Raw genomic sequence first — 24,476 nt, forward strand, 5'->3', positions numbered from 1 at the left:
CAATTTGATTTGGATGACCTCATAAATAACGATTTGATGACGGGAACAAGTAGTTCACCCCCACATATACAGAGATAGGTTCCTTGGCTGGAAGAACCTTATATGATGGACGAATGAATGACATCCCCGAGAACCAACGGCGAAACAGACAGCATGTCTTGCGGCAGACTGTCCATTACATGAAGTAGCCGTTCGGCGTGATACGGACGTTACACGTAAATGAAGCGCAGTCAGACGGAGCTTTACATTCGCTTGAGAATGAACCGTCTGTTTTGCGGAATGTGGGTGGCACCACGGGTGAATGGAACACAACCATCTCTCGTCCCTTTGCAAATTGATTTTTGCGGGGCGGGAGATTTTTTTATTTATATAGGAGGTTGAAACTATGGCTTATCAGAAACCGACGGGCACGCAGGATTTGCTGCCGGGCACGGTTGAGACGTGGCAGACGATCGAGCGGAAAGCGCGTGACTTGTGTCAACGTTTTAACTACAAAGAAATTCGAACGCCGGTTTTCGAGCAGACTGATCTGTTTGTGCGCGGTGTCGGTGAGACGACCGATATTGTGGAAAAAGAAATGTATACATTCAAGGACAAAGGCGATCGCAGCATGACGCTTCGCCCTGAAAATACAGCGGGTGTCGTTCGCTCCTACGTAGAGAACAAGCTCTATGGCGAACCAGATGTTACGAAGCTGTATTATATGGGACCGATGTTCCGCTATGAACGCCCGCAGGCAGGCCGTTACCGCCAGTTCCACCAATTCGGGGTGGAAGCATTCGGTTCCGTTGCTCCGAGTCTGGATGCGGAAATTATCGCACTTGGATATCAATTCATGAAGGATGTTGGATTAAGCGGTGTGCGTGTGGAGATTAACTCGATCGGCAATGCGCCGAGCCGGGCGGCTTATCGCCAGCACCTGCTTGATTTCTTGACACCGATGAAAGAGACGCTGTGCAAAGATTGCCAATCCCGAATGGACCGCAATCCGCTTCGCGTGCTGGACTGCAAGGTGGATCAGGAGAAATTCAAGGAAGCGCCATCCATCCTCGACAGCTTGGACGAAGAATGTGCGACACACTTTGCCAAGGTGAAGGAATATTTAACGGCGATGGGCGTCGATTATGAAGTGAATCACCGCCTTGTGCGAGGCCTCGATTATTATACGCACACGGCGTTCGAATATAAGGCGCAGGGCATCGGTGCCATTGACACGGTTGGCGGCGGCGGACGATACAACGGTCTTGTCGCCGATATCGGCGGGCCGGACCAGCCTGGCATTGGCTTCGGAATCGGAATGGAACGGATTGCGCTCTTGCTTGAGAAGCAAGGCGTCGTATGCAACGATGCTCCTCCGCTAGATATCTATCTGGTCGGCCTCGGCGAACAGGCAGAAGATGAGGTAACGAAGCTTCTGTATGACCTTCGCAAGGCAGGCATTGCGGCGGAGAAGGATTATCAGAGCCGCAAGATGAAGGCGCAGATGAAATCGGCAGACCGGATGCAGGCACGCTATGCCGGAATTCTTGGTGATGACGAGCTCTCCCGCGGCGAAATCGCCGTGAAAGAACTGGCTACCGGAGAGCAGCGTTTCGTCAAGCTGAGTGAACTGGCTGACGTGTTAAAGCAAGGCTAATACGATCAACGACAGATACAATACTTTGCAGCTACCGTCATTCTAGTAACGAACTTCTACATGGCGCAGCCATAACATTATATAGTGAGGAGCGTGCATCACATGATGTACAAGACGCATCATTGCGGAAAAATTACAAAAGCTCAAATTGGAGAAACAGTTACTTTAAACGGTTGGGTGCAGCGCCGACGTGACTTGGGCGGCGTATTATTCATCGACCTGCGCGATCGCAGCGGGATAGTGCAAATCGTCTTTAACCCAGAATTCTCCCATGATGCGCATGACATTGCGGACCGTGCGCGCAATGAATACGTGCTGGCCGTTCGCGGACAAGTGGTCCTGCGTGACGATGAAACGGTTAATCCGAACATGCCTACCGGTGAGGTAGAAGTTCGCGTAACCGAGATCGAAATTTTGAACGGTGCGAAGAACCCGCCGTTCTTTATCGAAGACGGCATCGAAATCGATGAATCGCTTCGCTTGAAGTATCGTTATTTGGACCTGCGCCGTCCAGAAATGCAGAAGACGCTGGCGCTTCGTTCAAAAGCGACGAAGGTGTTCCGTGACTTCTTGGATGAGAATGAGTTCGTAGAGGTTGAGACGCCAATCTTGACGAAGAGCACGCCGGAAGGCGCACGTGATTATCTTGTGCCGAGCCGGGTGCATCCGGGTGAATTCTTCGCCTTGCCGCAATCGCCGCAGCTGTTCAAGCAACTGTTGATGGTGTCCGGGATGGAGCGCTATTATCAAATCGCGCGCTGCTTCCGCGACGAGGATCTGCGTGCGGATCGTCAGCCTGAATTCACTCAGGTCGACATCGAGACGTCTTTCGTCTCTCAAGACCAATTGCACGATATGATGGAGCAACTGATGGTTCGTCTGTTCAAGACGACTATCGGCGTGGACATCCCGACTCCGTTCCAACGCATTACGTATCAAGATGCGATGGAGAAATACGGCTCTGACAAGCCGGACCTTCGTTTCGGTCTCGAGCTTGTTGATGTATGCGACATCGTGGCCAACAGCGGCGTTAAAGTGTTCGGTTCCGTCATTGAGAAGGGCGGCGTCGTGAAGGTCCTGAACGCGAAAGGTTGCGGCACGTGGAGCCGCAAAGATATCGATGACCTCGCACCGTATGCAGCTCGGTACGGAGCAAAAGGGTTGGCTTGGATCCAAGTGAAGGACGGCGAATTCCGCGGACCGATCGTAAAGTTCATGAGTGAAGAGGAAATTGCCGCGCTTCGTGAACGGACCGGCGCTGAAGAAGGGGACTTGCTGCTCTTCTCTGCGGACAACCGCAAGGTCGTATATGACGTGCTTGGCAACCTGCGTCTTCTGATTGGACGCAGACTGAACCTAATCGACGACAGTGTGTATAAATTCGCTTGGGTTGTTGATTTCCCGCTTCTCGGCTATGATGAGGAAGCGAAGCGTTATGTAGCGGAACACCATCCGTTCACCCGTCCGAAGGATGAGGATGTGGAACTGTTCGACACGGATCCGGGACAAATTCGCGCTGAAGCGTATGACCTTGTCCTGAACGGATACGAAGTCGGCGGCGGATCGATGCGGATTTACAAGCGTGAAGTGCAGGAAAAAATGTTCAACGCGTTGGGACACTCCCCAGAGGAAGCGCAAGAGAAATTCGGCTTCCTATTGAACGCGTTCGAGTACGGCACGCCTCCGCACGGCGGGATTGCCTTCGGACTTGACCGGCTCATCATGCTGCTTGCGGGCCGCAACAACTTGCGTGAAACGATCGCGTTTCCGAAGACAGCTAGCGCGGTGGATCTCATGATGGATGCGCCGAATGAAGTGGATTTAGGCCAATTGGAATTGCTGCAAATTAAATCGACATATAAGAAGAAAGAAAAGAAAGAAGAGCAATAAGCCACACAGCTGTTTGACGGCAGCTTGATATGACGCCCCCCGTCCGATTCCTATTGCTGGATCCGGCGGCAAGGGGCGTTCCGACTATGTGCGGCTTATGCGGCAGGAGGAGTAAATAGACGATGTTACATCAATTTTCGCGTACTGAATTAGCGATTGGCCCGGAAGGACTGGAGAAGCTGAAGAATAGCACGGTCGCCGTGCTCGGCATTGGAGGCGTAGGTTCGATTGCCGCAGAAGCGCTGGCCAGAACCGGCGTCGGCCGCATTATTCTAATCGACAAGGATGTTGTCGACATTACGAACCTGAACCGCCAAATTCATGCGCTCACGACGACGGTAGGGCAGAAGAAGGCGGAACTGATGCAAGAGCGGATTAAGCTTATCAATCCGGACTGTGATGCGATTGCGTTAAATATGTTCTATACGGATGAAACGTGCGAGGAACTGTTCAAATACGAACTGGACTATGTCGTCGACGCCTCGGACACAATTTCATATAAGATTCACCTCATTAAAGAATGCTTGCGGCGTAAGCTCCCGATCATATCCTGTATGGGCGCCGCGAACAAGATGGACCCGACGCGATTCCAGGTGGCTGACATCTCGAAGACGTCGGTCGATCCGATCGCACGCGTCGTCCGCCAGAAGCTGCGGAAAGAAGGCATTAAGAAAGGCGTGAAGGTCGTCTTCTCGACGGAGGAGCCAATGAAGCCGCGCAGCGATGTAACGGAGAAAATTGTACCGGAAACGGCGCCTGACATCCGCAAGGCGAAGCAGCCTCCGGCAAGCAATTCCTTCGTTCCACCGGTTGCCGGACTTATTATGGTAAGTGCCGTCGTGCGTGACCTCCTCAAAACGATAGAATAACGGTGATGAACATGGATTTATTCTCGTATCAGGAAGACCGGGAACCGGGCATGCGGCTGTTAGCCGATCGCTTGCGCCCACGGACGCTCGAACAATATATCGGACAGGAGCATATCGTTGGCCCGGGACGGTTGCTTCGCAGAGCTATTGAGGCGGATCGTGTCTCGTCTATCATCCTGTATGGTCCGCCAGGCTGTGGAAAAACGACGCTCGCCAACATTATTTCCGAGCAGACGCAGGGCGAGTTCGTCCGCTTGAATGCGGTAGACGCTTCGGTCAAAGACGTGCGTGCGGTTATCGAGCAAGCGGAAACGAATAAACATATGTACAATACGAAGACGATATTGTTCCTGGATGAAGTGCATCGCTTCAATCGCTCTCAGCAGGATGCGCTGCTGCCGGCAGTGGAGAAGGGCACAATTATTTTTATCGGAGCGACGACAGAGAATCCGTTCCATCATGTCAACGGCGCGTTGATGAGCCGTTCGACACTGTTCCAGCTGAAGCCGCTCACGAAGGAGCATTCGCTAATCGCGATGAAGCGGGCGCTCTCAGATAAGGAACAGGGGTTAGGGTTCATGCCGATTGAGGCTGATCCGGAGGCGCTTGAACATATCGCCTCCATGGCTAACGGGGATATTCGGCGGGCATTGAATGCGCTGGAGCTCGCCGCTATGACGACGACGCCCGAAGCGGACGGTACAGTCCATATTACGGTTCCGGTGGCGGAAGAATCGGTTCGTCGTCCGACCGTGCAAGCGGATGAGTCGGTACAGTATGACGTGCTGTCCGCCTTTCATAAGAGCATACGCGGGTCGAGCGATGCCGCATTATTTTGGTTCTTTTACGCCGTAGAGAAGCTCGGAATGGACCCTATGACGTTCATCCGCCGCTTGACGGTAGCGTGCAGCGAGGATATCGGACTGGCCAATCCCCAAGCGATGGTGCAGGCGGTAAGCGCCCTTGAGGCTTACCATCGAATTGGATGGCCGGAATCGAAGTATATTATTTCCCAAGCGATTTTGTTTGCGGTGGAAAGTCCGAAATCGAACTCCATTCCGCTTGCCATTGCTCGTGTCATGCAGGCATTTGATGATATCAAATCCGCGGACGTGCCCCTGCATCTACGGGACACGCATTATAAAGGAGCGGATAAGCTCGGTCATAAAGGATATCAATATCCACACGAATATCCGGGGCATTATGTGGAGCAGCAGTATTTGCCCGATTCGATTAAAAATCGCGTGTTTTTCATGGCAAGCGAACAGGGGACGGAAGCAAAAATGCGCATCAATCAGGAACGCCGCCGCAATCCGAACTGATGGTCAAGCGGATGCGGGGCAATCAGCTTGCTTGCAGCAGCGATAGGTTACGGAGTGACTGGTTTCGTTAGCTGAACGAAGGGGTAATACGGTTCATACATTCAAAATTGCGAGGGATCAGAGGAGGGGATGGGTTGTTCACGAAGATTCAACCTAAACGCAAGCAGCGTAATTTGTATCGTCTCGTGTCCGCAACCGTAATATTGAGTTTGTCGTTAGTTGCTGCTGGCTGCAGCTCAGCTGAAACGGATAGTCAACCGTCTGCTTCACATGCTCAGGAGCAGCATGAACGTCTGCTTCCGAATGGCGATCTGCAGCAAACGACAGCATCCCGGAATGATCTACCGCCCTTTTTAGATGATAAAAAGGAGGAGATGCGGCTCATTTATACGTTAGCTGCGCAAAACCACGAGCTGCTGCAACACATTCCTTGTTATTGCGGTTGTGGGGAGATTGCGGGACATGAGAGCAATCTGAATTGCTTTGTTGCGCAAATGGAAGACGACGGAGCTGTGCAGTGGGATGATCACGGAACACGCTGTGGCGTCTGCCTTGAAATTGCGGTCGAAGCATCCCAAATGCAGCGGGAAGGCAAATCGATGCGCGATATTCGCCAAGCGATCGATGAGAAGTATAAGGAAGGCTACGCAGAACCGACACCCACTCCTCTGCCGACAGTGTAAACGTTCACGATTATATGTAGTCTCGCATACACTCAGCGCTTCCTTCGAGGAATGCTTCTCATGTAGTTTTCTTGCGAAAACTTGTACTTCTCGGCGCTGAAAAGCGGTCTTTTTGAACACGCGCTTATATGTACTATAAAAACTTGAAATCGTTTCCTAGTGTCGCCATGTTTATTTTGTTTTCCTTTGTCATAACCTACAGGCATTAGCGTGCCGTACATATGTGGATATGTTCATTTCGATTGGACACTGCTGATACTTGGATGAATGAGCTTATTAAAGGAGACGAAGAACATGGATTATTTCCTAGGAAAAGATTTGGATGCAGAGGTGCTTGAACGTGTCTCGCAAACGTTTAAAGCGCTCGGTGACCCGACGCGCATTCGTATTTTAACGTTGCTTGCCCGTGAGGAGTGTGCCGTTAATCAGGTTGCCGATGCGCTGCAGTTATCTCAATCTGCCGTGTCCCACCAATTGAAGACGCTGCGGGCATACCGATTTGTCCGCTATCGCCGCGAGGGACAGAACATTTTATACGTTTGCGACGATGCCTATATCATTGGCTTGCTTGATGAAGCCATCCGATACGCGACTGAACAGCAATAAAAAGTGAGCATCCTGTCTGAATTAGGTGATAGGACGGCGTACAGATAGAATATATATAATGTCAATCAACGCATGGCAGGGAGATGCATATTATTTTAATATTTCGGCCGTGCGTCGATTTGAATTGTATGTATTTTCTTATATAATATAATTATATGATTTTATTTTTTGACGATGGGGAGGTGCACCTGTCCGCTTCTTATAGAGGAGGATGGGGAATCGATTGGATGATCCGTTACCGATAGGCTGGGGTTTGTTATTTGTCTTGTTTCTTGTGTTTTTAAATGGTTTTTTCGTAGCCGCGGAATTCGCGATGGTGAAGGTGCGCGGCAGCCGGATTGACACGCTGGTGCAGGAAGGAAATGCGAAAGCCAAATTCGCAAGACATGTAACAGACCACCTAGATGCTTATTTGTCGGCATGTCAGCTGGGTATTACGTTAGCTTCACTTGGATTAGGATGGATTGGGGAAAAAACGGTGGCCGAATTATTGCATGACCCGTTGACGGCCTTAGGTGCAGGACCTGCAGTCGTGCATTCTATAGCAACGGTGATTGCGTTTATCATCATTACGGTGCTTCATATCGTATTGGGTGAACTGGCACCTAAGACATTGGCTATCCGCCAAGCGGAAGGAGTTGCGCTGTGGACAGCCGGCCCGCTGCGTTTTTTCTACAAAATTATGTATCCGTTCATCTGGCTGTTAAATGGAACGGCCAATCTGGTGCTGAAGCTGTTCGGTATTGAACCGGCATCTGAGCATGAATCGGCCCATACGGAAGAAGAGATTCGCATTCTCATGAAGGAAAGTCATAAGAGTGGTTTGATCGATAATACAGAACTTACGTTAATGGATAACATTTTTGATTTTACGGAAACGCATGCCCGTGAAATTATGATTCCGCGCACGGACATGGTTTGTTTGTACGCACAGGATTTATTTGAAGATAATAAACGCAAAGCGATTACCGAAATGCATACTCGTTACCCGGTATGCGATAACGATAAGGATAATATTATCGGCTTCGTTCACATTAAAGACTTGGTGAAGGCGCCTGCGGACACACAGGACATTCGTGACATTATTCGGCCGATGATGAGCGTGCCGGAATCGATGTCCATCAGTGCGCTTCTCAAAATGATGCAGAAAAACAAGGTGCAAATCGCGCTGCTTATCGACGAATTCGGCGGTACGGCCGGTTTGGTCACGTTAGAAGATATTATGGAGGAAATCGTCGGGGAAATTCAAGATGAATTCGATGAAGAACGGCCTCAAATTGAAAAAAAGGATGACATGAACTTTTCCATTGATGGACGATTGCTTATCGAAGAAGTGAATGCCTATTTTGACACGGATATCGTGTCCGATGATTACGATACGATTGGTGGATGGATTTACTCCAAGGTGGAGGTTCCGCCCCGCAAAGGACAGCGGATTACGGTGGAACAACAATTGGAATTTATCGTGGAAGAAACCGATCATCTCCGGATTTCCCGACTGCACGTAAGAAGGTTGACACTGCCCGAGTTAGATGTGAACATAAATACAGCAACTTCATAACATATTACAAGCGAAGCCCTTTCCGGACTACATGCCGGGAAGGGTTTTTTATGCGGGTTTTCCCGATGAGGCTCAGATTGATCGAGGGAAGGGACGCTAGATCGTTCTTTTATCCATTCTCCCCATGATTCAGATCGTGCAGTAACTTTCAGCCCATACCGATACGCTGCTAAGTACTTCTTTCCACTCTCCCTCTTGTTCAGAAGGGGCATCTCTCCGTATGGGTGAGGTTAAACTTTGGTATACATGTCTCTTTCATCCAAAAAGTTATAGCCCTCGAATGGGCGAGGTTGCCTTCGGTGTACATGTCCCTAATAACGTTGCTCTTCAGCCTGTGTAACATTTCCCCCTATTACATTAACCGTTCGACGACACCATAGAGCGCCTGAGCGATGCTGGAATCGCTGTTCTTGATGGACAGGTAAAAGGCGACAAGGTTTGAGGGATGAGATACGGAGCAATCCATGTACTTTTCGGAGCGTGAGGTGGTTGTTTCTGATGGCATGATCGGATTTTTCTGAATCAAAGGGTGAGTGGGCAAAAGGGCTTTTTGAAGCATCATTCTTACGGGAGAGGATACGTACGATTGTTGAAGCACAAACCGGGGACTGATCATCTCAAAAAGCCTGACGGAGGTTTCCTCATTCACTAAAACACGGCCCGCTCTTGTCCCAAACAACAAGGAAAGCCCATGAACCGATGCGATCATGCCGCGATTCATGGGCGTAGGTTTGGAGGTTAGTCCGATTATCCATACAGTACTGCGATGTGACCTAACAACTCAATTAACGGAGGTATGATTTTACCAATGAACTCCAAGATCGCTATGAACATAGTCATATTAATCACTCCCGATACGATAGCCAAGAAACTGTAATGTTCCTTGTACTATATATATCGGCAAGCAGCCTCCTTTTTGTTAGCGCTTTCATAACAAAAATTAAAAAATATTGGTGGAAAAACCACCCAACCCCCTAAAAAGGGAATTGGGTGGGAGTCATTACGCTTCAAGCTTGCGAATGGCATCGATCGTGCCTCCGCCCAAACAAACTTCGCCATCATAGAAGACGACGGCTTGCCCTGGTGTAACGGCGCGTTGGTGTTCATCGAACGTCACCTCTACTGTTCCGTCGGCATTCTTCATAAGAGTCACGCCTTGATCTGGCTGACGATAGCGGAACTTAGCCGTACAACGAATCGGTCCTTCAGGCATGTCCCCTGAAATCCAGTTCACTTGGGAAGCGAGCAGGCCAGTGGAGTAGAGGCTAGGGTGGTGATCGCCCTGAACGACATATAAGATGTTATGCTGCAAATCCTTTTCCGCTACGAACCACGGCTCCCCTGTCCCGGATCCACCGATGCCCAAGCCTTGGCGCTGACCGAGTGTATAATACATGAGCCCATCATGGCGGCCCATTACTTCATTGGTGCGGATATCGACCATCTCACCCGGCTGTGCGGGCAAGTATTGGCTGAGGAACTGCTTGAAGTTGCGTTCCCCGATAAAGCATACGCCAGTGCTGTCCTTCTTCTTCGCTGTCGCAAGGCCAGCTGCTTCGGCAAGGCGCCGCACCTCAGGCTTCGGCAAATGCCCGATAGGGAACATCGCCTTTGCCAGCTGCTTCTGACTGAGCGCATTCAGGAAATACGTCTGGTCCTTGTTGCTGTCAATCCCGCGCAGCAGTGTATGACCGCTGTCTTCGTGCACGACGCGGGCATAATGGCCGGTAGCCAAATAATCAGCTCCCAGATCGAGCGCCTTCTGCAGAAATTCGCCGAATTTGATTTCGCGGTTACACATGACGTCTGGATTAGGCGTACGACCGCGGCGATATTCATCGAGAAAGTAAGAGAATACCTTATCGAAATATTGCTCCTCGAAGTTAACCGTATAATAAGGAATGCCGATTTGTTCACACACGCGGCGTACGTCTTCCGCATCTTCCTCGGCAGTGCAGTGCCCAAATTCATCAGTGTCATCCCAGTTTTTCATGAAAATACCGATAACATCATACCCCTGCTGCTTTAAGAGCAGTGCGGTTACTGACGAATCGACGCCGCCTGACATCCCGACGACGACGCGTGTTTGTGCATTGGATTTTGTCATATTATCACCGTCTTTGCTGCGATCTGTTGAATGATGGATCTAAGATTCACTATTCTTTTCTATTGTAACATATGGCGCTTTTATATCGAAAATAAGGTTGCTTGTCAAGAGATTGCCATCATTTCATGAATACGCAGACAGATTATTGACCATAACGAGGATAGTTATGATACGATATACGGGGTGCCTTAATCGGAATACATTGAATTGATACGATAATGAATAAACGAGGTGTACAATATGAAAATATCTACGAAAGGCCGTTACGGATTGACGATTATGATGGAGCTCGCGAAGAGCACTGGCGAAGGTCCGACTTCTTTGAAGAGTATAGCGGAGAAAAATCAACTATCTGAGCATTACTTGGAGCAGCTGATCGCGCCACTTCGCAATGCAGGACTCGTGAAGAGCATTCGCGGCGCATACGGTGGATATATTTTATCGCGCAATGCGGAGCAGGTTACGGCTGGAGAAGTGATTCGCGTGCTGGAAGGTCCGATTTCACCAGTCGACTTCACGGAAGAAGACGATCCTGCTAAGCGTGATTTATGGTTGCGCATAAGGGATAGCATTGCTCAAGTGCTTGATTCGACAACGCTCGCCGATTTAATTACCTATAAAGAAGAAGGCAGTCAAGATAGTTATATGTTTTATATTTAGAGGTTAGGTTACGCATATTTAGTAGTTGGGGGAAGATGCGATGGAACGCATATATTTTGATCATGCTGCAACTACGCCGCTTCATCCGGACGTGCAAGCAGTAATGGCGGCAAGTATGCATGACGTATTCGGGAACGCATCAAGTGTTCATGCATACGGGCGTGAGGCAAAATCTGCTGTCAATCAAGCACGCGATCGCATGGCGGCACGGCTTGGCTGCCGTCCTCAGGAGCTGGTATTTACGAGCGGAGGTACGGAAAGTGATAATGCGGCATTGTTCGGGGCCGCCTGGGCGGCATGGCTGCAATCCGGGCAGTCGCCGCACCAGCACCAGCACAACACGAAGCCTCATATTGTGACGACTCAAGTCGAACATCATGCTGTTCTCCATGCCTGTGAACGATTGGAGGCTCTTGGCTTTGAAGTGACTTATGTGGCTCCTGATGAGACAGGCTTCGTTAGCGCGGACAAGATTGAATCCGCTTTACGGCCGAATACGTGCCTTGTCAGTGTCATGTACGGCAATAATGAGGTAGGCACGATGCAGCCTATACGGGAAATTGGCGGAATCGTGCGTTCACACGGTATTCTGATGCATACAGATGCCGTACAAGCTCTAGGCATGATACCGATCCAGTTGAATGAACTGCCTGTAGACTTTGCAAGCTTCTCCGCCCATAAGGTGAATGGTCCGAAGGGTGTCGGCGCGCTGTACATTCGTACAGGCGCCGTTTGGGATCCGTTTCTTTTCGGAGGCAACCAAGAACGCAAACGCAGAGCGGGCACGGAAAATATTGCGGGAATTGCCGGCTTTGCCGAAGCGGTGGAGCGGGCGGTCAGTTCGTTAGATGAGAAGATTCAGCAACTGAACAGCATCCGGGAAGCGCTGTGGACAGGGTTGAAGGATACTTTGGGAGATCGCGTGGTGTGGAACGGTCATTCTTCCTTGCAGCTGCCCCATATTTTGAATGTGAGCATACTCGACGTTCCTACCGAAACGATGCTGATGAATTTAGATATTGCAGGCATCATGGCAGCAAGCGGCTCGGCCTGCACATCGGGATCATTGGAAGTGTCCCATGTGCTGGAAGCAATGAATTTACCGGAAGAACGCAAGCGCACGGCTGTACGTTTCAGCTTCGGATTGGGCAATACTAGGGAAGAGGCAGCTTTCGTCGCTCAACAAATTGCAACCATCGTTTCACGTGTTCGTACTAGAAAGTAAGGGCAATTCCACGGCGTGAAAGGAGGGGCAGCATAGATACGGCGGTAAGCGAGTTCTCGTACTTCTTGGACAAGCATCAGGCGAAGTCGCGGGTGTGTGCAAGAAAGTGATTATGCCGTAAGCTGAGGAGGCCCCGACATGAAGTTGTTGGAATTGATAGGTCTGCCTGTATATGAAATTGAAACAGGAAAGCAAGTATCCAAAGTGAAGGATTTCCGTATCACGGAACAATGGTGTATTACACATATAGAGCTTGAAGGAAGTGGCCGCAAAGCAAACGTCATATCTGTCGTAAGATGGGAGGACGTAACGGCTTGTGGCGAAGATGCCATCATGATAGCGAACGATAAAGCCATCCGGCAGACGGAGGCTATCCATATAGAACGATCGTTTCTTACGGGAAAGGCGGCAATGAGAGATTTGCCTGTCGTAACAACGGAAGGATCACAATTGGGATGGGTCGCCGATGTTTATTTTCAGCCAAATATGGGTAACCATATAACAGGTCTGGAAATATCAGACGGTTTGCTTTCTGACCTTTTGGAAGGGAGACGGCAGATAGATGGGATGAGCGGCTTGAAGTGGGGCGCTGATGTTATCGTCGTTGAAGAAAGCTGAAATAGCATTTAGTACGAACAAATTAGTCAATGGACGGAATGGTGAGAATGATGCGCTGCCCGAATTGCAATTCCAAAGATATCGGGAAAATTGGCTCCCACCAATTTTATTGCTGGGGATGTTTTATAGAGCTGACGGTAAACGGCGACAAAATGTCTGTATTTCAAGTGGAAGAAGACGGTACATTAAGCTCGTTGGACGATTTATTTTTCGGTGATGATTTTGTGACACCTCCTTATCCGGAAGCGCATGCTTCATCCTAGAGGACGCGAACAGGAACGGTTCAAAATAATGCCTAAGCGCTCGAACTCGGTCGTTGACACGGGAACGGGCGCTTTTTGTGTTGACTATGACAAAGCGCATATTGTGTTTATAATGATTGAGGCATAATACATATTGTGTTTGAAAACATAAAAATACACTACATATAGTGATTTACCTGGAATATAGCAATGGAAGGACTGGACGAAGATGACGATGATACCTGTGAAACGCCGCAACACGGCTTGGGAAATGCACAAAAATCAAGAAGGAACCGCTGTGGCGGCAGGTTGGGACAGTCAGCTTCCCCGAACAAGTGAAATGAAGATGAACACATCTCTAGATATAGCATCCGCTTCGGATAAGCTGACTTGCTCGCTGCATGAAATTATCGACGGCGGCAACAAGGATTTAATGCAGGAAAACGCGAACGTGGACGGTCGCTCCCCAATGGGCATGATGGGGAAGATGGCAAGTGAAAGCGCTCGTTGGTACGCGGTGGAGCGCTTGCTGTCACCGGACGTGAGACAAGCGATGGACAATAATTTGTTGTACCCACACGATTTGGACTTCTATGCTTCCGGCACGACGACCTGCTGCCAAATTCCGCTCGGCAAGCTGCTTCGACTCGGGTTCAATACCGGGCATGGTCATATGCGCGAGCCGCAGGATATTAAGAGCGCACTGGCACTAGCTTCCATCATTCTGCAGGCGAACCAGAATCAGCAGCATGGCGGGCAAGCCTATCCGATGTTTGACTATGATCTTGCTCCATATGTGCGCAAGACATATGAGCGTCATATGCGTTACATAGCAACCCTGCCGCTTGATCCAAGCTTCGACACGGAAGCCGAAGCATGGCGTCTTGCGGAACGAGACGTATACCAAGCGTGTGAAGCATTCATTCATAATGCGAACTCGATGCATTCGCGCGGAGGCGGCCAAGTTCCATTTATCTCGATTAACTATGGGACGGATACCTCTGTCGAAGGGCGCATGCTGATGAGGCAGCTGCTGCTCGCGACGCAGGCAGGACTCGGCAAAGGAGAGACGCCGATTTTCCCCATTCAAATTTTCAAGGTGAAGACAGGTGTCAACTTCGAACCTGAGGACCCGAATTATGATATATATTTGCTCGCGTTGGAGACGACGGCACAGCGTCTTTTCCCGAACTTTGCGTTTCTGGATGCAACCTTCAACGCGCAATATTACGACGGGACTGCGGAGAGTGAAGCGTGCTACATGGGGTGCCGCACGCGCGTAATGGGCAATGTTAACGGAAAAGAGACAGCGCTCGGGAGAGGGAATTTGTCGTTTACCTCGCTTAATCTTGTGCGGCTTGCCCTATTGTCCGCCAATGTGTCCGATTTCTTCCAGCGGCTCGACGAGCTATTGTCGCTATCGGTGAAGCAATTGCTGGAGCGCTATGAGTATCAGGCCAAGAAGCAGGTTCAGGATTTCGCGTTTCTGATGAAGCAGGGTGTATGGCGGGGCAGCGAAGCGCTTCGAGCGGAAGAGGAGCTGCGCGAGGTATTGAAGGAAGGGACACTCAGCGTCGGCTTTATCGGGCTCGCGGAGGCGCTTGTCGCCTTAACCGGAGAGCACCATGGTCAATCGGAAGCAGCATGGAAGCTCGGCCTCCGCATCGTCTCTCACATGCGCAAGCGGATGGACGAGGCGACCGATGCTACTGGCATGAACATGACGCTCATCGCTACGCCAGCGGAAGGCTTGTCTGGAAAGTTTACGCATAAGGATCGGGCTGAATTCGGCTGCAGGGAAGGAATTACGGATCGAAATTATTACACGAATTCCTTTCATGTGCCTGTGTACTATGACGTCAAGGCATATGACAAAATTGTGATTGAGGGGCCGTTCCATGAGCTATGCAATGCCGGACATATTACGTATGTAGAGCTGGACGGAAGTGCCAAAGCCAACACGCGAGCGCTCAATCAGCTCATTCGCGCCATGGCGGCGAACGGAATCGGCTATGGCTCCATCAACCACCCTGTGGACCGCTGTCGGGCATGCGGTCATCACGATACGATAGAAGAGGACTGTCCGGTATGCGGCAGTCCCGGCGATCAGATTGAACGCATCCGCCGCATTACGGGCTACTTGGTCGGAGATATGAATAAATGGAACTCGGCGAAGCGTTCCGAAGAATCGGAGCGGGTGAAGCACGGATGAGCTTGCAGGTGCTTTCGATCCTTCATGACAGCGTCGTTGATGGCGAAGGGCTGCGAACGGTCGTCTTCTTCAGCGGATGTCCGCATCAATGCCCTGGCTGTCACAATCCTGAATCGTGGAATATTAGGAACGGTACGAAGATGACTGTGGACGAGGTCGCGGTGGAAATTTTGTCCAATCCGCTGACCGATGTCACTTTGTCTGGAGGAGAGCCGTTCATGCAGGCCAAGGAAGTGAAGCAGCTTGCGCGCAAGCTGAAGGAGGCCGGCCGCCATATTTGGTCGTACACCGGTTATACTGTGGAGCATCTATTGCAGCGAGGTACGGCAGATCAGCGCGAGCTTCTGCAATATGTCGATGTGCTCGTGGACGGTCCGTTTCTAATGGAGCGGCGCCGTCCCGGCCTTCGTTTCTGCGGGAGCGACAACCAGCGCATTTGGCGAATGAATTGCGGTCAACCTGACGGGTTAATTTTTCCTTGAGTTACATATACTCTACTGTATGATGCTCGTCCGAACGGAGTGTGGAATGCAGTGGAACGTTTTTGGAAAAATCGGTTGTTCGTATACGGAGTCTATATTCTGCTTGGTCTTATTATTGTATATATTCTACTCTTGTTGAAGCCGCTGATCGGGCATGTGTACGGGTTTATGAAGGCCGTGCTGGCTCCGTTCTTCATTGCGATGATTATCGCATATGTGCTTAATCCCGTCGTGACACTGTTGAACGAGCGCAAGGTGCCCCGCACGATGGCGGTGCTGCTCATCTACGCCGTATTCATTGCCTCGCTTACCGTCATTCTCATCAATATGATTCCGATGCTGATGAAGCAGCTCGAGGAACTTAACAATCAAATGCCGCATCTCAATGCGAAGGCGGAGAAGCTGATGGACGGCTTGAGTCAGTCGTCTATCATGCCGCCTTCCGTACGTTCTGGGCTGAACGATTGGTTGTATGCGTTCGAGGAACGGCTCGGCAAAGGAATTTCTAACTTTATGGACAATATCGGTGCCACCATCAATATGCTGTTCATTGCCTTAATTGTGCCGTTTTTGATTTTTTACATATTGAAGGATTTCGATGTGTTCGAACGGACGATTATCGCCTATGTGCCGAAGTCGCACCGCAAGCATATGGTTATGATGCTTAAAGAAATCGATACGGCGCTTGGCAACTACATTCGCGGCCAATTCCTCGTCTGTGTCATTATTGGTGTGTTGGCATATATCGGCTATATGATTGTCGGTATGCCCTACGCGCTGCTGCTAGCGTTGTGTGTGGCGATTTTTAACATCATCCCATACTTGGGGCCATACTTCGGCGCAGCACCGGCGCTGATCGTTGCTTCTACGATATCGCTCAAGATGCTCATTTTTGTAGCGGTAGTCAATACCATTTGCCAAATTCTTGAGGGCAATATCATTTCGCCACAGGTGGTGGGACGGACGCTGCACATGCATCCGCTCGTCATTATATTCGCGCTGTTGGTAGGCGGCGAATTGGCTGGAGTCGTCGGCTTAATATTGGCGGTTCCGTTCTTTGCGGCGCTGAAAGTGGTGCTCAGTCACGTGTTCACCTATTACATTTGGCGTAAGACGCCTTGACGCCTTGTGATGCGGAATAAGTGGAGGCCTGTTGACGGGCTTCTATTTTTTTGAAAAAAAGCAGGGCTGAAGGCTTGACCGTATCCCCCTTGTCTCAATTTCGTTCAGCGTATATCGTACATTTTGAATCATGTAAGCTCTAATTAACTCTAATTATATTGAATAATTGGAGTTTTTTATTTTTCCGTATAAGATTGATCATAGTCACAATGACTACATTCACCGTCGAACGGACTTACGAATAGGCTCATATAAGTCAGCCTAATGAGTACTCGGGACTATCCGACTTTTTACCTCCTTCCAAAGTTGTATTTTCTGGTAATTTCAAAAATAGGTACAACAAAACATGCTTTAGTCGCGTTTAAAAATGTGGATGCGGCGTTACATGATATTGTGTGCTGCATGTTTTGTTTCTGGAAAAAGACGCAGGTCAATAGACCAAAGGAGGAGAGTTCTAGCGTGAAAAGAACACTCGCGATACTACTCACCGTTGCAATGGCGATGGAACTTTCAATGAGTACCGCATTTGCCTTGTCTCCCGACGAGGTGAAGCAGACGAATAAAGCCTGGCATAACGTAAAGGTGGAGGCAACCTATCCTCGTTCCGGTACGAATGATGTGGATGTGCAATCGGAGCTGAGCATACAGTTTCAAGAACAGGTTGAAATAGGTACGGGAAATGTAACTATTAAGACGATGAACGGGGAAGTGGTGGAATCCATTTCCATCCAAAGCGATCAAGTAAAGCTTGACGATGCGAAGAAGACAGCGACGATCAAGCCTTCCAAATCACTTCATTATCGGACGAAATATGTCGTACAGGTCGATTACGGTACGTTCAAGGTCGAGAACGGCGAGTTCCTGGGCATTTACGACCCTGTTGCGTGGACGTTCGCCACAAAGGCGGAGCAAGGATTGCCAGTCCTGTCGAAGCTGTCTCCAGCACAAGAACAGCGAGATGTCCGTGTGGATGCAAATCTTGAGCTTACGTTCAACGAGAATGTCTGGAAAAAAGACGGCAGCGTCATTATAAAAACGGCAAAGGATGGCAAGGTGGCCGAAGCGCTGCCAATGTCGTCAGGCCGTATTACAGGTGACGGGACGAAGACGATTTCGATTGACCCTGTGCAAGATTTAAAGGGCAATACGGACTACGTCGTGGAAATATCAGCCGGGGCGCTTAAAAATGAAAGCAGCAAGGACTATGCTGGCTTGAAGGATTGGCGTTTCTCTACAGGCAAGCAGGACGTAACTGCACCGGTATTGAAGTCTGCGGATCTGACCGCCACCGATACGATTCGGTTGACTTACGACGAGTCGCTGGATAAGGCGTCCGTTCCGTCTGCGTCCAGATTTACGGTGACGGTTAATGGCGATGCGCGCCGGGTGAAGAGTGTAGCGGTAAGCGGCGAACACGTCGACGTGAAGCTGCAAAGCGGCATTGCCTATGGTCAGGAGGTGCGCCTGTCTTATAGTCCGGGCTCGGATCGCAAGCCGATTCGGGACACGAGCGGAAATGCGGCGGCTTCGATAGACCGTTGGACAGTCGCCAACACAGTGGACAATACGCTGCCGAGCGTTCGTAACGTAACGGCTCAAGGCAATAAGGTGGAGCTCGAATTTACGAAAGAGCTGGATGCCGTATCTTCCAAGGCGGATGGCCAGTTCACGGTGTGGGCAGACGGTAAAGAACGAAGAATTAGCCGTATCTCCCACAATGGATCCAAGGTGACATTGAGCATTATTCATCTCATTACGAACGGTGAAGTCGTAAAGGTAAGCTATAAACCAGACAAATACCCGTTAAAGGACCGAGGCGGCAATCAGGTGCAGGCCTTCTCGGACTTATATGCACGCAATTTGTCAGACACGAAAGCGCCTGTGTTGAGAACGGCAGAGGTGAACGGAAGCACTTTGAAGCTTATCTATGATGAAGCCTTGAAGGCGGATCAGGTTCCGCTGCGCAGCCATTATTCGGTGCTCGTGAACCGATCGGCGCGCTATGTCAGCGCAGTGAATATCAAAAGCAATGTCGTTGAGCTTACCTTGGATTCAAGTGTCGGTGACAACGACGAAGTGACGGTGTCCTACGCGCCGGGCGAGCCGCGCTTGGCCGATTTGGCGGGCAATCCGGCTGCGAGCTTTACGTTAGTGCGGGTGGATAACAAGTCAGACAATCAGGCGCCGACATTGAGATCGGCCATTATTAAAGGCGCGACGATGACGCTCACGTTCTCGGAGAAATTAAGAGAAACGCCAACGCCGACACTGTCGCAGTTCTACGTGCAGGCTGACAATAGCAGCCAGAAGGTGAAAAGCGCGTCCGTCAAAGGCGATCAAATTACGTTGACGCTCACCGATGCGGTCAGCACGTATTCTAACGTGACGCTTGCATACTTGCCAGGCGCCAACCCAGTTAAAGATCGGAGCGGCAATGCGCTGCAAGCTTTCTCAAACGCGGCGGTGTCAAATCAGACGGACGGATCGACGACGAGACCCGATAATATTCAACCAGCGGCATATGAGTGGTTTTTGGATAACGGCTGGTACTTGCTTGCGAGCTCCGCGGCAGAAACGAAATCGGAGCGTTCGCGCTTCGGTGAAACGGTGAAGCGGTATACGTTACCGTCAAGTAAATTGAAATCATCCTTTGACTATGTTATTAAGAACGGAACGCGCAATCATCTCGCGTTCGATGTGCCGGCGTCTGAACGTGCCGCCATGGTTGCGGTGCCGCTGCAAACGTTGAAAGAGGTGTACAATCAGGTCAATGATGCTGTCTTTTCCGTGAGATACGGAGACGTGCTCTATTCCGTGCCGCTGAAAGAGTTGAACTTCCGTGATCTGGAGCGGGAATGGGGCAACAGCACGGCTTATCTGCTCCTGCAAGTTGAGAAGCAGCCAAGCTCATCGGCGGATGCTATGCTGCGCGACCTCAATTCGACAGGGGCGAACGTGCGTGTGCAGCCGCTGGATTTCTATGCTTCCACCTTTGCCGGTTCTGCGAGCCCGAAAGCACTTGCTGCGAAGCTTGAAAGTAAAGTGCGCACGACCGGATATGTTCAACGCCACAATGCGTCTGCGGTACGTTACGATTCCGTACTGAATAAGGTGGGTTACGTGCCGACAGTTGTGAAACAGAACAGCTCGATTACCGTCTTCTCTTCCACATTCAAGGGCAATCAAGCGATGGCCATGATGGACCGCAGCAAAGACTTCACCGATGCAGCGAATCATTGGGGGCGTGAAGCGATACGCGAACTGGCATCCAAATATATTATTGAAGGTGTCAGCTCCACCTCGTTCGCGCCGAATGCGAACATTACGCGCGGTCAATTCGCCATTTTACTTGCTCGTTCGCTCGGACTGCAGGCCAACTCAGGGGCGGCTGCGGTGTATCGTGATGTCAGCTCGAACAGTATGATGGCGCCTTATATCGGAGCAGCGACGGAAGCCGGTATTATCGGAGGCTTTGAGGATCGCACGTTCCGTCCGAATGAGTCAATCAACCGCGAGCAAATGGCGGTTATGCTCGTCCGTGCGATGGAATATACAGGTCATACCGTATCGTATGAACCGTCATCGCTGAACAAATTCAAGGATCGCAACAACATCGGCGGATATGCCCAGCAAGGTGTTGCGAAGGCGATTTCGACCGGCATTGTACAGGGGATGACCGTGAATACATTTGAGCCGAAGGGGACGGCAACTCGCGCCCAAGCGGCGGTCATGCTTAAGCGGATGCTGGAGCAGATTGAATATTTGGGATAGGTCGCATTTAAAAGGCCATTCAGAAGGAAGCGCCTCTTCGTCGACGAAGAGGCGCTTTGCCGTATAGGCACTGGCTAACTTGTCTGTTCTCGTTTGCTTCATCCATTGGATTTCGTACATTGAAAATTGCTCGTAATTCTCTTTACGGTTGGTTTCATTGGAGTTTGTCCAATAATTTGACGCTCATTCAGCAGCAAACGCCGAAAAGCATCTGGATCCGCTGGATATAATACAGTCCACATGCTGTATATCCCGCCGAGTCCGTACATGTGACTGTATATTTTCCAATGGTCTTACTTCGAACTCGACTTGCCACGAGCTTCAGGATTGACAAGCGTTCGACATTTATTTATACTCTTGGATAAATATCTATTGCAAAACGAAGATGAAACCGAGTAAGCTGCAGTCCTTGGACCAGAGAGAAGATTCCGCGCGACTTCCGTCGCCAGGCTGGAAGAATCTTCACCATGAAGAGCGGCTGAAGGCTAGTTTCTGAGTGTGAATGAACTTCACCGGGACGTTCCCGTTATCAACGACGAGGCGATCGCAGACGCGGCACGACAGGTTGAACTGCTCCTATGATAGGGGGAGACAGCTATGTGCGCTGCATAAGCGATAACCAGGGTGGTACCGCGATACTTACAATCGTCCCTGTTTTACAGGAGGCGATTTTTTTTATTTTCAGAACAAAATCAGTATGATACCAAACCTATTGAACTGGGGGCTTCCATTCATGAAAGCAAGTGAAATTCGTACAAAATGGCTGAAGTTTTTCGAAAGCAAAGGACATCATATCGAACCGAGCGCCTCGCTCGTGCCGCATAACGATCCGTCGTTGTTGTGGATTAATGCAGGCATGGCTCCGCTCAAACCGTATTTTGACGGACGAGAAAAACCGGAAAATCCGCGTATCGCCAACTCGCAGAAATGCATTCGCACTAATGATATCGAAAACGTCGGCAGGACGCGGCGTCATCAGACGTTTTTTGAAATGCTGGGCAACTTCTCGATTGGAGACTACTTCAAGGAAGAAACGATTACGTGGGCATGGGAGTTCCTGACGGACAAGAAGTGGATTGGCTTCGACCCGAATCGGCTGTATGTTACCGTATATAACGAAGATGAGGAAGCATACAAGCTGTGGAACGAGAAAATCGGTCTTTCACCTGAACATATCATTAAGACTGGCGACGATAACTTCTGGGATATCGGCGAAGGGCCCTGCGGTCCATGTACGGAAATTTTTTATGATCGCGGCGTGAAGTACGGGGATCTTGAAACAGATCCAGAGTGCTACCCGAGCGGTGAGAACGAGCGTTATCTCGAAGTGTGGAACCTCGTGTTCTCTCAATTCAACCACAACAAGGATGGCAGCTATACATCGCTTCCGAATAAGAACATTGATACCGGCGCGGGCTTGGAACGCTTTGCATCTATTTTGCAGGACGTGGACTCGAATTTCGATACCGATCTGTTTCAGCCGATTATTCAAGCGACTTGTCAGATTGCTGGTGTGAAGTATAACGAAAATCCCGAATATGATGTGGCGCTCAAAGTTATTGCCGACCATGTTCGTACAGTAGCGTTTGCCGTAGGCGACGGCGTGCTGCCGTCCAATGAGGGAAGAGGGTACGTCATCCGCCGCTTGCTGCGCCGTGCCGTGCGATATGGCAAAGTGCTCGGCATCGATCGTCCGTTCCTGGTCGATCTGGTTAAGACCGTCGGCGATGTGATGGGCGTGTACTATAATGAAGTGCTCGAGAAGCGTGAATTTATTGAGAAAGTGATAAAGAGCGAAGAGGAGCGTTTCCATGAAACATTGGTGGAAGGACTCGCTATTCTGGCGGACATGGCTTCCGCGACGAAAGCCGAAGCCCGTTCTCAGATTACTGGAGCCGAAGCGTTCAAGCTGTATGATACGTATGGCTTCCCATTTGATTTGACGGAAGACTATGCGGCTGAGCATGGTTTGACGGTAGATCGAGATGGCTTTGACCAGGCAATGCAGGAACAGCGCGATCGTGCGCGTGCCGCGCGCCAAGATTCAGGAAGCATGAAGGTGCAAGGCGGACCGCTCGCTGATTACACGACTAAAAGCGAGTTCGTTGGTTATAATGAATTGGTAACTGACGCCAAAGTTCTGGCCATTATTGTAGAAGATCAGACAGCGGAAGAAGCGCAAGCCGGCATGACTTGCCAAGTCGTGCTTGACCGCACGCCATTCTATGCGGAGAGCGGTGGACAAGTGAGCGACTTCGGTCTGTTAAGCGATGTTGATTCGGACTTGAAGGCGCGCGTTGAAGATGTGATGAAGGCGCCGCACGGCCAGCATGTCCATCTGGTGCAAGTGGACGGTGGAACGCTGCGCGTCGGCATGACTGTACAGGCATCCGTGGCTCGTTACGCACGAGAAGATATTATTAAGAACCATACGGCTACCCACCTGCTCCATAAGGCACTCAAGCAAGTGCTCGGCGAGCACGTGAACCAAGCGGGATCCCTTGTAGAAGCGGAGCGCATGCGCTTTGACTTTTCGCATCTGGGCGGTATTAGCCAAGAAGAACTGCAAGATATCGAACGCCGCGTTAACGAGCAGATTTGGATGGGTACGGATGTGGTTATTCAATCGAAATCGATTGACGAAGCGAAAGCGATGGGCGCGATGGCGTTGTTCGGCGAGAAGTATGGCGATGTCGTTCGTGTCGTTCAAGTAGGCGACTACAGCATTGAGCTATGCGGCGGGTGCCACGTCGGCAATACGTCTGAAATCGGATTGTTCAAAATTGTAAGCGAGAGCGGAATCGGATCGGGTACACGACGAATTGAAGCCGTTTCTGGCCGTCATGCGTATCAATATATGGAAGAGCAATTGGAACTTCTAAAGCAAGCAGCAGGCTTGTTGAAATGCAATGTGACTGATGTGCCGAAGCGCATTGATGGGATGTTCATCCGTGAGAAGGAACTGTCCCGCGAGAATGAATCGTTAAAGGCGAAGCTGAGCAGCATTGAAGCCGGTCAATTGACTGATCAAGTGCGCACGGTAGCTGGTATCCAGGTGCTCGCTGCAAAAGTGAATGCCGGTGGAATGGACGCGCTGCGCACGACGGCAGACGAGTTGAAGGCGAAGCTGCCGGAAGCGGTTATTGTGCTGGGTGCCGCGAACGAAGATAAGGTTAACTTTGTCGTGGCTGTATCGCCTGTGCTCGTGAAGCAGGGACTGCATGCAGGCAAGTTGATTAAAGAGTTGGCAGCCGTATGCGGCGGCGGCGGCGGCGGCCGACCAGACATGGCGCAAGCGGGCGGCAAGGATGCTGACAAGCTGGATGAGGCGCTTGGTCTGGTGGAACAATTAGTGTCCAATCAAGCTGGCGCATAAGTGTTAGCATTGCAAATTCAGGGGAAAGAGTTAGAATGAGAACAAACGGTCCGCTTCATAGCATTCTCGTCAATTATGTGAATTGATTGTGCAA

At 50.3% G+C, this 24,476-nt stretch carries 18 protein-coding genes; 16 read left to right on the top strand and 2 right to left on the bottom strand.

The genetic code is table 11. From position 1 onward, the window contains the following. Positions 1–385: 385 nt before the first annotated feature. The 7 genes from hisS to LQV63_RS20675 all read left to right on the top strand — a co-directional run bounded on the left by hisS (position 386) and on the right by LQV63_RS20675 (position 8,567). Complete coding sequence (gene hisS, locus LQV63_RS20645) at positions 386–1,636, top strand: histidine--tRNA ligase (protein WP_233698120.1); 1,251 nt, start codon at positions 386–388, stop codon at positions 1,634–1,636. Between the two features lie 105 nt (positions 1,637–1,741). Then, positions 1,742–3,526: an aspartate--tRNA ligase gene (aspS, locus tag LQV63_RS20650; RefSeq protein WP_233698167.1), complete on the top strand. Its 1,785-nt coding sequence runs from the start codon at positions 1,742–1,744 to the stop codon at positions 3,524–3,526. 122 nt (positions 3,527–3,648) lie between these two features. Beyond that, positions 3,649–4,395, top strand: coding sequence for a tRNA threonylcarbamoyladenosine dehydratase (locus LQV63_RS20655; RefSeq protein ID WP_019423642.1), 747 nt, complete (start codon positions 3,649–3,651; stop codon positions 4,393–4,395). 11 nt (positions 4,396–4,406) lie between these two features. Continuing rightward, positions 4,407–5,717, top strand: a complete 1,311-nt coding sequence (locus LQV63_RS20660) for a replication-associated recombination protein A (RefSeq protein WP_157259712.1) — start codon at positions 4,407–4,409, stop codon at positions 5,715–5,717. Between the two features lie 134 nt (positions 5,718–5,851). Further along, complete coding sequence (locus LQV63_RS20665; protein ID WP_233698121.1) at positions 5,852–6,400, top strand: PCYCGC domain-containing protein; 549 nt, start codon at positions 5,852–5,854, stop codon at positions 6,398–6,400. A 294-nt stretch (positions 6,401–6,694) separates the two neighbouring features. Further along, a complete protein-coding gene (locus LQV63_RS20670; RefSeq protein WP_019423639.1) occupies positions 6,695–7,006 on the top strand; it encodes an ArsR/SmtB family transcription factor in 312 nt (103 codons plus the stop codon). Positions 7,007–7,229: 223 nt separating this feature from the next. After that, the gene (locus tag LQV63_RS20675) at positions 7,230–8,567 is read left to right on the top strand and encodes a hemolysin family protein (protein WP_233698122.1); all 1,338 of its coding nucleotides are present in this window, start codon (positions 7,230–7,232) and stop codon (positions 8,565–8,567) included. Between the two features lie 352 nt (positions 8,568–8,919). Here LQV63_RS20675 and LQV63_RS20680 read toward each other — a convergent pair whose 3' ends face one another. Continuing rightward, positions 8,920–9,276: a hypothetical protein gene (locus LQV63_RS20680; protein ID WP_233698123.1), complete on the bottom strand. Its 357-nt coding sequence runs from the start codon at positions 9,274–9,276 to the stop codon at positions 8,920–8,922. Positions 9,277–9,567: 291 nt separating this feature from the next. Beyond that, positions 9,568–10,674 (bottom strand): tRNA 2-thiouridine(34) synthase MnmA, encoded by a 1,107-nt coding sequence (gene mnmA, locus LQV63_RS20685; RefSeq protein WP_233698124.1) that lies wholly within the window; start codon positions 10,672–10,674, stop codon positions 9,568–9,570. 240 nt (positions 10,675–10,914) lie between these two features. Between mnmA and cymR the strand changes: the two genes are divergently transcribed. The 9 genes from cymR (at position 10,915) to alaS (ending at position 24,382) form a co-directional block, all read left to right on the top strand. Then, positions 10,915–11,334: a cysteine metabolism transcriptional regulator CymR gene (gene cymR, locus LQV63_RS20690; RefSeq protein ID WP_019423635.1), complete on the top strand. Its 420-nt coding sequence runs from the start codon at positions 10,915–10,917 to the stop codon at positions 11,332–11,334. A gap of 40 nt (positions 11,335–11,374) precedes the next feature. Next, positions 11,375–12,559, top strand: a complete 1,185-nt coding sequence (locus LQV63_RS20695; RefSeq protein ID WP_019423634.1) for a cysteine desulfurase family protein — start codon at positions 11,375–11,377, stop codon at positions 12,557–12,559. Between the two features lie 138 nt (positions 12,560–12,697). Next, positions 12,698–13,177: a PRC-barrel domain-containing protein gene (locus tag LQV63_RS20700; protein ID WP_019423633.1), complete on the top strand. Its 480-nt coding sequence runs from the start codon at positions 12,698–12,700 to the stop codon at positions 13,175–13,177. A 50-nt stretch (positions 13,178–13,227) separates the two neighbouring features. Then, positions 13,228–13,440, top strand: a complete 213-nt coding sequence (locus tag LQV63_RS20705) for a hypothetical protein (RefSeq protein ID WP_026011278.1) — start codon at positions 13,228–13,230, stop codon at positions 13,438–13,440. A 325-nt stretch (positions 13,441–13,765) separates the two neighbouring features. Continuing rightward, the gene (locus LQV63_RS20710; RefSeq protein WP_233698168.1) at positions 13,766–15,631 is read left to right on the top strand and encodes an anaerobic ribonucleoside triphosphate reductase; all 1,866 of its coding nucleotides are present in this window, start codon (positions 13,766–13,768) and stop codon (positions 15,629–15,631) included. A gap of 2 nt (positions 15,632–15,633) precedes the next feature. Next, the gene (nrdG, locus tag LQV63_RS20715; protein ID WP_407672945.1) at positions 15,634–16,113 is read left to right on the top strand and encodes an anaerobic ribonucleoside-triphosphate reductase activating protein; all 480 of its coding nucleotides are present in this window, start codon (positions 15,634–15,636) and stop codon (positions 16,111–16,113) included. Positions 16,114–16,164: 51 nt separating this feature from the next. Then, entirely contained in the window at positions 16,165–17,235 is a 1,071-nt protein-coding gene (locus LQV63_RS20720) for an AI-2E family transporter (RefSeq protein WP_233698126.1), read from the top strand. Positions 17,236–17,694: 459 nt separating this feature from the next. Then, positions 17,695–21,006 carry a SwmB domain-containing protein gene (locus LQV63_RS20725; RefSeq protein WP_233698127.1) on the top strand — a complete coding sequence of 1,104 codons (3,312 nt, stop codon included), beginning with the start codon at positions 17,695–17,697 and terminating at the stop codon, positions 21,004–21,006. A 733-nt stretch (positions 21,007–21,739) separates the two neighbouring features. Further along, positions 21,740–24,382 (top strand): alanine--tRNA ligase, encoded by a 2,643-nt coding sequence (gene alaS / locus LQV63_RS20730; RefSeq protein WP_233698128.1) that lies wholly within the window; start codon positions 21,740–21,742, stop codon positions 24,380–24,382. Positions 24,383–24,476 lie beyond the last annotated feature (94 nt).

The organism is Paenibacillus profundus, assembly GCF_021369635.1.
Lineage (GTDB): Bacteria > Bacillota > Bacilli > Paenibacillales > Paenibacillaceae > Paenibacillus_B > Paenibacillus_B profundus.

Excerpts from the sequence above, each read along its gene's own strand:
- hisS (WP_233698120.1), top strand. The coding sequence starts at position 386 with ATGGCTTATCAGAAACCGACGGGCACGCAGGATTTGCTGCCGGGCACG.
- aspS (WP_233698167.1), top strand. The coding sequence starts at position 1,742 with ATGTACAAGACGCATCATTGCGGAAAAATTACAAAAGCTCAAATTGGA.
- LQV63_RS20655 (WP_019423642.1), top strand. The coding sequence starts at position 3,649 with ATGTTACATCAATTTTCGCGTACTGAATTAGCGATTGGCCCGGAAGGA.
- LQV63_RS20660 (WP_157259712.1), top strand. The coding sequence starts at position 4,407 with ATGGATTTATTCTCGTATCAGGAAGACCGGGAACCGGGCATGCGGCTG.
- LQV63_RS20670 (WP_019423639.1), top strand. The coding sequence starts at position 6,695 with ATGGATTATTTCCTAGGAAAAGATTTGGATGCAGAGGTGCTTGAACGT.
- LQV63_RS20680 (WP_233698123.1), bottom strand. The coding sequence starts at position 9,276 with ATGATCGCATCGGTTCATGGGCTTTCCTTGTTGTTTGGGACAAGAGCG.
- mnmA (WP_233698124.1), bottom strand. The coding sequence starts at position 10,674 with ATGACAAAATCCAATGCACAAACACGCGTCGTCGTCGGGATGTCAGGC.
- cymR (WP_019423635.1), top strand. The coding sequence starts at position 10,915 with ATGAAAATATCTACGAAAGGCCGTTACGGATTGACGATTATGATGGAG.
- LQV63_RS20695 (WP_019423634.1), top strand. The coding sequence starts at position 11,375 with ATGGAACGCATATATTTTGATCATGCTGCAACTACGCCGCTTCATCCG.
- LQV63_RS20700 (WP_019423633.1), top strand. The coding sequence starts at position 12,698 with ATGAAGTTGTTGGAATTGATAGGTCTGCCTGTATATGAAATTGAAACA.
- LQV63_RS20705 (WP_026011278.1), top strand. The coding sequence starts at position 13,228 with ATGCGCTGCCCGAATTGCAATTCCAAAGATATCGGGAAAATTGGCTCC.
- LQV63_RS20710 (WP_233698168.1), top strand. The coding sequence starts at position 13,766 with ATGAACACATCTCTAGATATAGCATCCGCTTCGGATAAGCTGACTTGC.
- alaS (WP_233698128.1), top strand. The coding sequence starts at position 21,740 with ATGAAAGCAAGTGAAATTCGTACAAAATGGCTGAAGTTTTTCGAAAGC.